We start from the raw sequence: 12,057 nt of genomic DNA, 5'->3' as shown, positions 1-12,057 counted from the left end.
TCGACGGCACACCCGGTTGATCATGGGTGAAGCCCTTGGTTGATCATGCTTCTTGCTGAGAGAAGACGATCACTCCAAGGGCTTCACTTGATCAGTTTGCACCACCCCGACTCCGTTGTGGCGCTTGGGCACCTGTCGGCGTTCCGGCGCGAGTTCTACTCGTGTCTGTCTCGGCGAGCCGATGCCCTGTTCGAGCTGACTGATGCCGTGCTCTGCTGCGACGGGCCAGTACGCACGCTGGTCGAGGCATCGCTGGCCGCCGAACATCGACGCGGGCACGGCAGCCTTTACAGCGCCCTGGCGAACGGGCGGGTCGAGATCGCCCGGCTGCGCCGCGCGCTGGCCACCGTGCCCCTGCCGAAGGCAGCGGACGGGCGGCTGGTGCTAGCCGTGGACATCACCAGCTGGCTGCGTCCGGAAGCTCACACCTCACCGGCGCGGGTGCTGTGCCATACCTACGGCCGTGGCAAAGACACCCACATCATGGTCCCCGGCTGGCCCTACTCGCTGGTCTGCGCCCTGGAAACCGGTCGACACTCCTGGACCGCGCCGCTGGACGCCCAACGACTGGCCCCCGGTGACGACGCCGCCGCGGTCACCGCCACCCAACTGCGCCGGGTCATCACCGACCTCATCACCGCCGGGCAGTGGCGGCCCGGCGACCCCGACATCCTGATCGTGGCCGACGCCGGCTACGACGGTCCCCGCCTGACATTCCTGCTCGACGACCTCCCGGTCGCGGTGCTGGTGCGGATGCGCTCCGACCGGGTCGTGCGCCGCCCGACCCCACCCCACACGCCCGGCACGATCGGGCGCCCCCGCCGGCACGGCGGCGAGTTCGTCTTCGGCGACCCGGCCACCTGGGGCCAACCGGCCATCACCACCCACACCGACACCCGCCTCTACGGCCCGGCGACCGCACGCGCGTGGGACCGGCTGCACCCGCGACTGACACGCCGCACCGCCTGGATCGCCCACGCCGAGCAGCTCCCGATCCTGGAAGGCACGGTGATCCGTCTGGAAGTCGCGCGGTTACCCTCCGGCGCGATCCCGAAACCGGTGTGGCTGTGGTACTCCCGCATCAAGCAAACGGTGTCCGATGTGAATCGACTATGGCAAGCGTTCCTGCGCCGGTTCGATATCGAGCACACCTTCCGATTTTTCAAGCAGACGCTGGGTTGGACCGCCCCGAAGCTACGCACCCCCGAAGCGGCGGATCGATGGACCTGGCTGACTCTGGCCGCTTACACCCAGCTCCGGTTGGCTCGTCGGCTGGCTGTGGACCTGCGGCGTCCGTGGGAGAAACCCACCCAACCGGACCGGCTCACCCCGGCCCGCGTCCGCCGCGGGTTTCGGCACCTCCGCCCACAGGCTGGCTGTCCAACCAATGCGCCGAAACCCTCCCGGCCCAGGCCGCCCGCCGGGACGCCGTAATAGCCGTCCAGCCGACCGCCACGACGTGCACATAGTCACCGCGACAACAACCAAGCCAACCAAAACCCACACCCCGCGCCCACGACGCAAAGGTTAAAACTCAAGCTAGTGTCCTGAGTCAGGAATTCTGTTCAGATAGTTGGCAAGGCGTTCGAGGATCTCGTCGGCGGTCCGGGTCCAGACGTAGGGTTTCGGTTCGGTGTTCCATGCGGCGATCCAGGCGCGGATGTCGGTCTCCAGGGCCTGGACGGACTTGTGGACGCCTCGGCGTATCTGCTTGTTGGTCAGCTCGGCGAACCACCGTTCCACGAGGTTGAGCCAGGACGATCCGGTCGGGGTGAAGTGCAAGTGGAAGCGGGGGTGGGCCAGCAGCCAGGTCTTGATGGCCGGAGTCTTGTGGGTGGCGTAGTTGTCCAGCACCAGGTGGATGTCCAGGTCCGCCGGCAGGTCCTTCTCGAGGCGGACGAGGAACTTCTTGAACTCTTCGGTCCGGTGCCGGCGGTGCAGGGAGCCGATCACCTTCCCGGTGGCGACCTCCAGGGCGGCGACCAGTGTCGTGGTGCCCGCGCGCACGTAGTCATGGGTGATTCGCTGTGGAACACCGGGCATCATCGGCAGCACCGGCTGGGAGCGGTCCAGAGCCTGGATCTGACTCTTCTCGTCCACACAGAACACCAGGGCCCGCTCGGGTGGATCGAGATACAGCCCCACCACGTCATGGACTTTGTCGACGAAGTACGGGTCCGTGGACAGCTTGAACGACTCCGACCGGTGGGGTTGCAGACCGAACGCCCGCCAGATTCGTGACACGCTCGACTGCGACAACCCCATCTCTTTCGCCATCGCCCGGGTCGACCAATGCGTGGCGTTCTTCGGTGCCGACTCCAGTGTCTTGGTGACCACTGCGGCCACCTGCTCGTCGGTGACCGCGCGGGGGCCACCCGTGCGTGGCATGTCACCCAGCCCGGCGATCCGGTGCTCGACGAACCGAGCCCGCCACCGACCCACCGCATGCGAGGTCGAGCCGAGTTGGGCCGCAACGTCTCTGTTCGATGCGCCGGATGCGCACGCCAGGATGATCCGGCACCGCAAGGCCCACGCCTGTGGAGTCGAACGGCGCCGCACCCATCCCTCCAACGCCGCTCGCTCCACCTCCGACAGGGTCAACTCGGCCTTGGGCCGCCCAGTCCGTGTCACCTCTCCAAGCTACATCTGAACAAGACTCCTGACTCAGGAGACTAGAAGCCCTGCTGTCGCGGGGCGCCAGCGTCGCCTGCAGCAATCCAGCCCTCGCCGCGACCGTGCAGGCCTTCGCCGACGTCCGCAGCTCCGTCACCGAGTGCGCACGGTCCCTGCAGATCCATCCCAGCAGCGCGATCTACCGCCTCGACCGCTCGCAGGCTGGTGTGCCTGGGGCTGTTCGCTCCCTCGGATCCGTGCGCCCCCGCCGGCTCCCACGGGGCCGGGGACTGCGCGTCGGCCCGACGGATCAACGGCACATCGGTCCCGACCTGGCGGGCGACCGTACCGATCGTTCAACGAGCTCACCGGTGCAGAGCGCGGCGCGCCAGCCAGTTTCCGAGCAGCTGTGCCACCTGCACGATCACGATGATAATCACGACGGTGACCAGGGTGACCGGCCAGTTGAACTGCTGGTAGCCGTAGGTGATGGCGAAGTTGCCCAGCCCGCCTCCGCCGACGTAGCCGGCCAGCGCCGACATGTCGACGACCGCCACGAAGATGAACGTGTAGCCGAGGATCAGCGGGCCGAGCGCCTCGGGAACGAGCACGCTCCAGATGATCCGCAACCGGCTGGCGCCCATGGAGCGGGCGGCTTCGATCAGCCCCGGGTCGACCGAGACGAGGTTCTGCTCGACGATCCGGCCGATGAAGAACGTGGCCATCGCCGACATCGGGAACAGCACCGAGCGGGTGCCGATCGTGGTGCCCACGACGAGCAGTGTCAGCGGCCCGACCGCGGTGATGAAGATGATGAACGGGATCGGCCGGATGATGTTGACCAGCACGTTGAGCACGTGGAATGCGGGCGCGTTCTGCAGCAGCCTGCCGCGGCGGGTGGCGTAGAGGGCCACACCGAGCGCGAGCCCGAACAGCCCGGCGATGAGCATCGTCCAGAAGACCATGTAAACGGTCTGCTGGAACGAGAGCCACAGGAGGGGGGTGAGCTGGCCCCAGTTGCTCACGACACCGTCTCCGCCCGGATCTCCTCGACCCGGGTGTGCGCGGCGAGGTCGGCGACCAGCGCGTCGATCGCGCCGTCGTCGCCGGTGAGCTCGAAGGTGATGCTCCCGAACGGCTTCTCGGCCAGTTCGCGGATCCCGCCGTAGACGATCGTGCTGTGAACCTCGTGTGCGGCGAGGGCACCGGACAGTGCCGCGCGAGCACCAGGGTCGTCTCGCACCCAGACGGTGACCATCCGGCCGCCGAAGTGCTCACGCAGCCGGGCGAGGGTTTCACCGGACGGGCGGTCGTGCAGCACGCTGTGGACGAACCTGCGGGTGGCCGGTTGCTGCGGGTCGGCGAATACGTCGTAGACCGGGCCGTGTTCGATCAACCGGCCCTGCTCCATCACCGCGACTTTGTCGCAGATGGAGCTGACGACCTCCATCTCGTGGGTGATCACCACGATGGTCGTGCCGAGCTTCTGGTTGATCCGCTTAAGCAGGGCGAGGACGTCGCGGGTGGTCTCAGGGTCCAGGGCGCTGGTGGCCTCGTCGGCGAGCAGGATCCGCGGCGAGGTGGCGAGTGCCCTGGCGATGCCGACACGCTGTTTCTGCCCGCCGGAGAGCTGGTGGGGGAACTGGCGGGCCTTGTCAGAGATCCCGACGAACTCCAGCAGCTCGGCCACCCGCTCTCGGCGACGGTCGCGGGGCCAGCCGGCGATCCGTAGCGGGTAGCCGACGTTGCCTGCGACGGTACGTGAGGAGAACAGGTTGAACTGCTGGAAGATCATCCCGACCTCGCTGCGGAGCTCGCGCAGGCCGTGTTCGCCCAGCTCACCGGTGACCCGTCCGCCCACGGTGACGGTGCCCGCGGTTGGCAGCTCGAGGGCGTTGATCATCCGGATCAGCGTGCTCTTGCCCGCCCCGGAATAGCCGATGACACCGGTGATCTCGACGTCCTCGATGTCGAGGTCGACGTGGTCGACGGCCAGCACATCTGATCCCCGCGGCCCCGGGAACGCCTTGGCTGCGCCCCGGAAGCTGATCACAGGAGCCACGGTCACCTGCCTGTCTTGCGAATGTCATCCTCGATCCGCGTCGTCTCGGCCTGAAGGTCCGCGGCGTCGTTGTTCTTGAAGATCGTGTCCTCGCCGAGGTCGGCACGGATCGCCGCCTCCACGTCCGAGTCGTGGTAGAGGGCGACGAGCTCGCGGTAGGTCGGGTTGTCCTTGTCGGCGGCGCGGGCGACGAACACATTGATGTAGGGCTTCGACGCGTCCGAGTTCGGGTCGTCGGCGAAGATCCGCTTGTCCGTGCCCAGCTTCGCGGCGGTGGCGTAGTTGTTGTTGACGATCGCGCCGTCCACGCTGGCCAGGTTCGCGGCGGTCTGCGCGGCGTCCACCGGCAGGACGGTCACCTTCGAGGCCGCGGTGTCGATGTCGTTCGTCGTGGACAGCGAGTCGCCGCCCCCGCGGAGGGTGATGAGCTTGGCGGCCTGCAGAACCAGCAGCGACCGGGCCTCGTTGGTGGGGTCGTCGGGGATCGCGATCTGGCCGCCCCGTGGGATCTGGTCGACCGAGGTGTGCTTCACCGAGTACAAGGGCAGCGGGTAGACAGCGGTAGCCCCGATCGGCACCAGCGTGTCGTTGTTCTTGACGTTGTAATTCGCCAGGTACTGCAGGTGCACGCACTGGTTGAGCTGCAACTGGCCCTGGGAGACCCCGAGGTTGGGCTGGTCGTAGTCGGTGAAGTTCACGAACTGCACGGTGATGCCCTTGGCCGCAGCCTTGTCCTTGTAGACGTTCCAGTAGTTCTCGCTGGCGTCAACCACGCCGATGGTGACGACCGGGGCGCCGCCGGACCCGCCGGCTGGGGTCGAGCCGGGTGCTGAGCATGCAGCCCCCAGCATCAGTACAGGCAGGAGCAGAGCGGACAGGAGCACGAGCAGTGCTCGACGAGCACGTCGCATGACTGGGAATCCTTTCGGCGCGTGAGCCGCCTGTTAGGCGGCCCGCGCGGAAGTATCAGTACTCCGGACAGGACGCCCGGAACGACGGGGAGGGATGTCCACCCCGCGCCGCAGCCGGGCAAGTGCAGCCACCGCCGTCGGATCCCGCGGCACACCGTGCCCGCGGCTGGGGAGCGTCGGTGCCTTTGTGGACGCACGCAGTAAAAGATCGGCCGGGGCGTCAGCCACACAGTCCTCCAGGCAAGATTTCATGCTGGTGCCACAACCGGCGAAGTAGTCGATGGTGATGCGAAAGGCAGCGCGGCACGCAGCTCCGAACGAAGCTACATGTCGATTCAGGTCGTCAGCGGGGTAGCCGCAGCAGATGAGAACGTCGTGGTCGGCCGTGTTCGTCCAGCGATTCGGCACTGATGTTGGGTGCACGGGTCGGTCATCCGGACAATCCGATTCGGTCGACCTTGATTCGTTCGCTCGGCACCCCGGCGGATGCGATCAGGCGGGTGGCAGCGTCGCAGAACGCGCTGGAGCCACAGACGTAGATGTCGCGCTCCTCGGCCATGGCCGAGGCGAGGTCCTCGGCCGTGAGACGTCCCGGAGGGCGGACGTGCCCGTCCGGCGCGGCGCGGGTGAAGACGATCGTCGCGTCCGGCCCCTGAACCTCGGCGGCGTAGTACAGCTCCTCGGGCCGACGCGCCGAGACAACGAGGCGAAACAGGTCGGGCTGCCCGAGCATGCGGGCGTGGCGCAGCATCGACATCGCGGGCACGATCCCGGATCCACCGGCCACCCCGAGTGCGGGTTGTCGGTACCAGACGAAGTGGCCGTCGATCGGCCCCCGCACCTCAAGCACGTCTCCCACTTCGACAACCTCGTGGAGGAAGCGTGAGACCTCATCGCCCGGAAGGATCTCGATGGTGAGATCGATCTCCGGCGAATCCGACGGCGCGGTGGCAATCGGGTACGACCGCTGGGCCCGGTACCCACCGGGTGCGGTCAGGCGAACGATGAAGTGCTGACCGGCCCAGAATGGGCGGGGTTCGGGCAACTCCAGAGTGAAGGTCTTGACGGTAGGGGTCTCCTGACGGACCCGGACGACCGTGGCCGCCTGCCACGTCCCGAGTCCTGGCGGCTCGGCGGCTGCGGTGGTCATCAATCCTCCTGGTAGCGGCACGGGGGGCCGCCGTAGATGTCGTTCGAGGGCGTGCCGTTGACGTCACACGCGGCCCAGGCCGTCATCCCGGTAAGACCCTGAAGTGCGACGTCAATGGTGTAACCCGCGTGCGACCTCGTCGGCGTGAACGCTTCGCCATGTTGGACCGATACGTCCATACTCGCGCCGTTGTGCACGGGAGGCAGTCGTGAGTCGCGCACGCCACGACGACAGGCGGCGAAGCCCCACGTTAAGGGCATCCGAGCTCCTATTTTGAGATCTTTACGGGCCGACGGCGACGCCTGCGCGGAGGCCTGCGACGGCCTGGCCCAGTCGACTATTAGCGAAACTCTACTGGACTGTCAAGTCCAGCCGTGACGGCGTCCGGGAGCGCGAACAGCTTCAGCTCGCCACATTTAGCTTGATCTTTAACCTCGGGCTACCGGATCGAGCCGGTTTGTGCAGCTCGTGCGGCGTGTCGTCGAGACATGGCACGGCCACCGCTTGATCCGCTTCGGGTTCCTTCCACAGAACAGGGGTGTGGGAACGACTGCACCGCAGCGTGCTCGACCGGCTCGGCCAGCACGGGTTGCTGGACTGGTCCAGAGCCGCGCTCGACAGCGTGAGTGTGCGGGCCAAGCGCACGGGCGAGCTGACCGGGGCCCGGCCGGGGTGTTCCGCTAGACCAGCCAGCCCAGCGCCGAGGTCCGGCGGCTACACACCGCCCTCGACCTCGCGCTGCCGCCGCGGATCCTGCATCTCGACCCCGAGCAGCCCGCAACGCGCTGACCAGGCACAACACCTAGGCCTAGTGACACGACATGTCACCAGGCCGACCCGTTTCCAGCTCAGACCCCACAATCGGGCACTTTCACCCGCCGACAGCTGCGGAACCCAGGTGGCCGGGGCAAGAAAGTGGACTTGACAGTTCGAAGAGTCACGGAGATGGTTGGCCTGCCTGGGCCCAAGAGAGTCGGTTCGTCTGCCGGCTGGCCGGTCTGGAAAGCCGAGCGCCTCTCGGACTAGTAGGCGGTGGGCAGCGGTGACGGAGCCGCGTCGCCCGACTCACGTGCGTCGCCAGCACCTCGGACAGACAGGGCAGGAGTCCGGCTGTGGACCGGAGGTGCAGCGTCCGATGGAACACCTGGGAAGAAGTGGAGCACCCGATGACTGATCTTGCGATCAATGTTGCCCTGCCGCCGACGCGGCGTTCGCCGGAGTACATCCAATGGGCCGAGGGACTCGGCTATTCGCACGCCTTCTTGTTCGATACGCCGTTCCAGGGCGACGACGTGTGGGTGCAGCTGCATCGGGCGGCGGAGCGGACGAGCACCATCGGGCTCGGACCGGGGGTGCTCGTGCCGAGCCTGCGCCACCCGCTGGTGAATGCCGCGAACACCATCTCGCTACACCAGTTGGCGCCCGGCCGTGTGAGCGTGGCGTTCGGCACCGGCTTTTCGAGCCGCGCCGCCACGGGTCAGCCGACCATCAAGTGGTCCTACATGGAGCAGTATATCCAGGTTTTTCAGGCGCTCCTGCGTGGCGAGTCCGCGGAGTGGGAGGGGGCTCTGATCAAGCTGTTGCTGACGTCGGACTTGGTGGGGGAGCTTCCGTTGCGGGTCCCGCTGCTGGTCGGTGCCATCGGTCCGAAGGGTGACGCGGTTGCCCGTCGGGTCGGCGCCGACGGGCTGTTCGGCATGCTGCGACCGACGGAGAATCTTAAGCGCTGGAAGCGGGCGAGCCTCGTGATCATGGGGACCCCGATGGACGAGGGCGAGAAGGTCACCGACGAGCGTGTCCGTCTTGCCGCGGGCCCGCTGTGGGGCGGCATGTTCCACTTCGTGTACACGATGCAGGGCGCGGACGCGGTACGCGAGATGCCCGGCGGTGAGGCGTGGTTGGACGTCATTGAGCGAGTCCCGGAGCGGGAGCGGCACCTGGCGATCCACCTGGGGCACGTCCAGGAGATGAACGAGGCAGACCTGGCAGCCTGGGATGCGGGTGGGTACGTCTCGCTGACCGAGACGACGTGGACCGCGCCGGTCACCGAGTTCGGCCCGGCCGTGCGGGCACTGGCCGAGCAAGGAGTCACCGAGGTCCAGCTGCAGCCGACCGGCCCGGACATCCGCCGCGAACTGGAAGTATTCGCAGACGCCGTGCGTTCCTGAGCACTCCTAAGCTTGCTCTTTAACCTCGGTGGTCAGGCGTCCGCCGCTGCGTCGACCCGGGTGATCATGGACGCACCCCTTGGCTGATCATGCTTCTGTCGAAGGAAGAGGATCAACACAAGGGCTGCGGTGGGTACCAGACCGGGCGCGCTCGGGCCGGCCGACGGCGTCCATCTCCTGCACACCATGGGTGGGACGTTCGCCTTGCAGGACTCGCTCGCCTGCGGGGCCGCCACCGCGCTCATCGTTGGCGTCGGCTACATCGGACCCGCGGCTCATCGCTCGCGGTGTGCATGTCACCCAGGTCCAACAGCTGCTCGACGTTGCGGACGCTCGCGCGGGTCGGCGAACTGTGCACGCATAAATACCAGACGCCCGTGGACAGGCCGGTTGCGTGATCGTCTGCCCGGTACGTTCACACGACACAGCACATGAGCAATCGTCAAGACCTGTGGATGAAGATCTTTTAGGCTGCTTCGGGTTGATGGGTTTCGTCGGGTCGTTCGACGAGCTTGCCGTTGACGAACACCGCGCCGGCGCGGACGAGCGCGACGAGGTGCGGGGCGTTGACCGCTCGCCAGCGGTCCTGGGCGGCCTCGATGAGCTTGAACGCCATCGCGAGCCCGGCCGCGCGTGAGCCGGGACCGCGAGTGATCTTCGTGCGGTGCCGCACGGTCGCGAAGGTCGACTCGATGGGGTTCGTGGTTCGCAGGTGGATCCAGTGCTCGGCCGGGTAGTCGTAGAACGCCAACAGCACCTCGAGGTCATCAGTGATCTTCGCGACCGCCTTGCCGAACTTCGCGCCGTAGACGGCCTTGAACGACGTGACGGCGTCGAGGGCGTGCTGCTTGTCCTCGGCGTTCCAAATCTCGGCGAGGGCCTTCTTCGCCCCGGGATGCGCGCTCTTGGGCAGCGCACCCAGAACGTTGCCGATCTTGTGGAACCAGCAGCGCTGCTCCCGCGTGGTCGGGAACACCTCGCGCAGCGCGCCCCAGAACCCGAGCGCGCCGTCGCCCATCGCGAGGACCGGGGCGTGCATACCGCGCCGTGCGCAGTCGCGCAGCAGATCCGCCCAGGACTCCATAGATTCCCGGTAGCCGTCGGTCAGCGCGACGAGCTCCTTCCGCCCGTCCGCGCGAACGCCGATCATCACGAGCAAGCACAGCTTGTGCTCCTCGAGGCGGATGTTGACGTGGATCCCGTCAACCCACAGATAGACGTAGTCCACACCCGACAGATCCCGGGTGGCGAACGCGCGCTGCTCGGCCTTCCATGTCTCGGTCAACTTCGTGATCACCGGCGCCGACAGGCCGGCCGAGGAGCCGAGGAACTGCCCCAGGGCGGGCACGAAGTCTCCGCTGGACAGGCCGTGCAGGTAGAGCAGCGGCAGCACCTCGGTGACCTTCGGGGTCTTGCGGCACCAAGCCGGCACGATCGCCGAGGAGAACCGGGCCCGCTCGCCCGTCTCGGGATCGACGCGCCGATCGTTGACTCTAGGCGCGATCACCTCCACCGCCCCGGCGCTGGTCAGGACCTCGCGAGCCTGGTGGGAGCCGTTGCGCACCACCAGCCGGCGCCCGCTGGAATCGCGCTCGCCGATGTGGCGGGCGATGTAGTCGTCGACCTCGGCCTGCAGTGCTTCGGCCAGCATCCTGCGGGCGCCTTCGCGGACGAGCTCGTCGATCAACGACGCACCACCGCACCGGCGGTCGTCATCGGCGTCGGCAGCTCCAGGAACTACGGTGAGCACGGGTCGTACCTTCCCGACCGGCGTTGGCGCGCCGGCCTTGCTTGAGAGCCTCAAGATCACCGGGAGGGTACGACCCACCCTCGTGATCCACAGGTTTCAAGCATTGCTCCAGCACATCGGCTTCCACGGGTGAAAGCCTGATTGTGGTGGCCGCCCTGTCTTCTCTGAAGACCACTGTAGTCGGCGCGTACGGATGCAGATAGGCAAGACACGGTCGCTGCGCTCCTGGCAGGCCGGGCTGAGTAATAGGGCCGGAGTGAACATCGCTCACGCAGGCGGGTAGGTGTTCAAGTAGATCTGCGAAGTAGTGCGCTGCGGCTCCGGGACCAGCGCGCACGACTGAGGCCCCAACGCGCGAGTCCTAGGCACGCCAATCATCGACCAGGAGGCATGCGCGTCGCGGCTGTCAGTAGTGCGGAGCGCAGTAAGGGCGCGCAGCTCTGGGACGAACAACCCGCCCGGCCGGCGCAGCTCGGAGCCGGTCGACTCCACAGTCAGAGCAGCCCGCGCGTCCCGGGAGTCCGCCGCCGGGAAGTGGGCGAGCATGTGCATGCACGTGCCCGCGAAGAAGGACACTGCCCGGTTTTGGCCATTCGTGGCATTCAGCGTCTACAGCCAGGTGGCGTGACCACCTCGATCCGCCCATCGGGCGGGGCCCAGTTTGGACCTAGGCCGTCGGGGTGCGGTTCTCCCGGGAGATCAGGATATGCCCGAGACGGGCCGGCCCGGTGGTCCGACTTGGGCGGGCAACAGTGTTGCTCCGCCGCCTGCCGCTCGGCGGGCTTGCCGAGGTCTCGCAACGCCGCGACTCCAAGATTAACTCACGCCGGACGGCGGGTCGTCAGCGTCACCCTCCTTTTCGGCGCTGAATAGCTCGCGGTATTCACCGTACCCTTCGCGCTCTAGGTCAGCCAGGGGCACGAACCGCAGTGCGGCGGAGTTGAGACAGTAACGGCGCCCACCTCTGTCGCGCGGACCATCATCGAAGACGTGTCCCAAATGACTGTCTGCATGAGTGGATCGAACCTCGACCCTGCGCATCCCGTAGCTCCGGTCGTCGAGCTCCGCCACATTGCGCTGGACGATCGGCTTTGTGAAGCTCGGCCAGCCCGTATGGCTATCGTACTTGTCGATAGAGGCAAAGAGCGGCTCCCCGGACACGATGTCCACGTAAATGCCCGGCTCCTTGTTGTCCCAATAAGCATTACTGAACGCGCGTTCGGTTGCGCCCTCCTGAGTGACACGGAACTGCTCAGAGGTCAATCGAGCGATGGCCTCCGGCGATTTACCGTACTCCGGCTTCATGTCATCTCCTCCGTTTTCGCTATAGGTTGCATCGCGATAATGGTTGCCTGACCGACCAGAGATCAGCTGCCCAAACGGGTTAGTTGGCCTCACACCCC

Annotated in this window: 9 protein-coding genes and 2 pseudogenes; 4 read left to right on the top strand and 7 right to left on the bottom strand. The window is 66.8% G+C overall.

The annotated features are described in order from the left end of the window. Window positions 1-96: 96 nt before the first annotated feature. The gene (locus ACQPZQ_RS14700) at window positions 97-1,434 is read left to right on the top strand and encodes an NF041680 family putative transposase (protein WP_433295942.1); all 1,338 of its coding nucleotides are present in this window, start codon (window positions 97-99) and stop codon (window positions 1,432-1,434) included. Between the two features lie 105 nt (window positions 1,435-1,539). Here the strand turns inward: ACQPZQ_RS14700 and ACQPZQ_RS14695 are convergent, their stop codons facing one another. After that, the gene (locus tag ACQPZQ_RS14695; protein WP_433295940.1) at window positions 1,540-2,631 is read right to left on the bottom strand and encodes an IS630 family transposase; all 1,092 of its coding nucleotides are present in this window, start codon (window positions 2,629-2,631) and stop codon (window positions 1,540-1,542) included. A 104-nt stretch (window positions 2,632-2,735) separates the two neighbouring features. On the opposite strand from ACQPZQ_RS14695, the pseudogene ACQPZQ_RS14690 reads away from it, so the two are divergent. After that, window positions 2,736-2,816 (top strand): annotated as a pseudogene (locus ACQPZQ_RS14690) (hypothetical protein); the annotation flags it as partial. A 162-nt stretch (window positions 2,817-2,978) separates the two neighbouring features. Here ACQPZQ_RS14690 and ACQPZQ_RS14685 read toward each other — a convergent pair. The 4 genes from ACQPZQ_RS14685 to ACQPZQ_RS14670 form a co-directional block, all read right to left on the bottom strand. After that, window positions 2,979-3,578: a methionine ABC transporter permease gene (locus tag ACQPZQ_RS14685; RefSeq protein ID WP_433299207.1), complete on the bottom strand. Its 600-nt coding sequence runs from the start codon at window positions 3,576-3,578 to the stop codon at window positions 2,979-2,981. A gap of 56 nt (window positions 3,579-3,634) precedes the next feature. Next, complete coding sequence (locus ACQPZQ_RS14680; protein WP_433295938.1) at window positions 3,635-4,666, bottom strand: methionine ABC transporter ATP-binding protein; 1,032 nt, start codon at window positions 4,664-4,666, stop codon at window positions 3,635-3,637. 11 nt (window positions 4,667-4,677) lie between these two features. Next, complete coding sequence (locus ACQPZQ_RS14675) at window positions 4,678-5,586, bottom strand: MetQ/NlpA family ABC transporter substrate-binding protein (protein ID WP_433295936.1); 909 nt, start codon at window positions 5,584-5,586, stop codon at window positions 4,678-4,680. A 430-nt stretch (window positions 5,587-6,016) separates the two neighbouring features. Then, on the bottom strand, window positions 6,017-6,736 hold the full coding sequence (locus tag ACQPZQ_RS14670; RefSeq protein WP_433295934.1) for an FAD-binding oxidoreductase: 720 nt from the start codon (window positions 6,734-6,736) through the stop codon (window positions 6,017-6,019). A gap of 535 nt (window positions 6,737-7,271) precedes the next feature. Between ACQPZQ_RS14670 and ACQPZQ_RS14665 the strand changes: the two are divergent. Together ACQPZQ_RS14665 and ACQPZQ_RS14660 are read left to right on the top strand one after the other, a co-directional pair. Next, window positions 7,272-7,406, top strand: a pseudogene (locus ACQPZQ_RS14665) (IS5/IS1182 family transposase); the annotation flags it as partial. Between the two features lie 496 nt (window positions 7,407-7,902). Next, window positions 7,903-8,904 (top strand): LLM class flavin-dependent oxidoreductase, encoded by a 1,002-nt coding sequence (locus tag ACQPZQ_RS14660; RefSeq protein ID WP_433295932.1) that lies wholly within the window; start codon window positions 7,903-7,905, stop codon window positions 8,902-8,904. 466 nt (window positions 8,905-9,370) lie between these two features. On the opposite strand, the gene ACQPZQ_RS14655 is transcribed toward ACQPZQ_RS14660, so the two are convergent. Then, window positions 9,371-10,654: an IS256 family transposase gene (locus ACQPZQ_RS14655; RefSeq protein ID WP_433292910.1), complete on the bottom strand. Its 1,284-nt coding sequence runs from the start codon at window positions 10,652-10,654 to the stop codon at window positions 9,371-9,373. An 816-nt stretch (window positions 10,655-11,470) separates the two neighbouring features. Continuing rightward, on the bottom strand, window positions 11,471-11,959 hold the full coding sequence (gene msrB / locus ACQPZQ_RS14650) for a peptide-methionine (R)-S-oxide reductase MsrB (RefSeq protein ID WP_433295930.1): 489 nt from the start codon (window positions 11,957-11,959) through the stop codon (window positions 11,471-11,473). Window positions 11,960-12,057 lie beyond the last annotated feature (98 nt).

It is taken from the genome of Pseudonocardia sp. CA-142604, from assembly GCF_050948475.1.
Lineage (GTDB): Bacteria > Actinomycetota > Actinomycetes > Mycobacteriales > Pseudonocardiaceae > Pseudonocardia > Pseudonocardia alaniniphila.
Note: the sequence above shows the minus strand (reverse complement) of the source record. Positions and strands in the feature narration are given on the sequence as shown.

Bases quoted from the DNA above. Each gene is read 5' to 3' on its own strand.
- ACQPZQ_RS14670 (WP_433295934.1), bottom strand. From the start codon at position 6,736: ATGACCACCGCAGCCGCCGAGCCGCCAGGACTCGGGACGTGGCAGGCG.
- msrB (WP_433295930.1), bottom strand. From the start codon at position 11,959: ATGAAGCCGGAGTACGGTAAATCGCCGGAGGCCATCGCTCGATTGACC.
- ACQPZQ_RS14675 (WP_433295936.1), bottom strand. From the start codon at position 5,586: ATGCGACGTGCTCGTCGAGCACTGCTCGTGCTCCTGTCCGCTCTGCTC.
- ACQPZQ_RS14660 (WP_433295932.1), top strand. From the start codon at position 7,903: ATGACTGATCTTGCGATCAATGTTGCCCTGCCGCCGACGCGGCGTTCG.
- ACQPZQ_RS14685 (WP_433299207.1), bottom strand. From the start codon at position 3,578: ATGGTCTTCTGGACGATGCTCATCGCCGGGCTGTTCGGGCTCGCGCTC.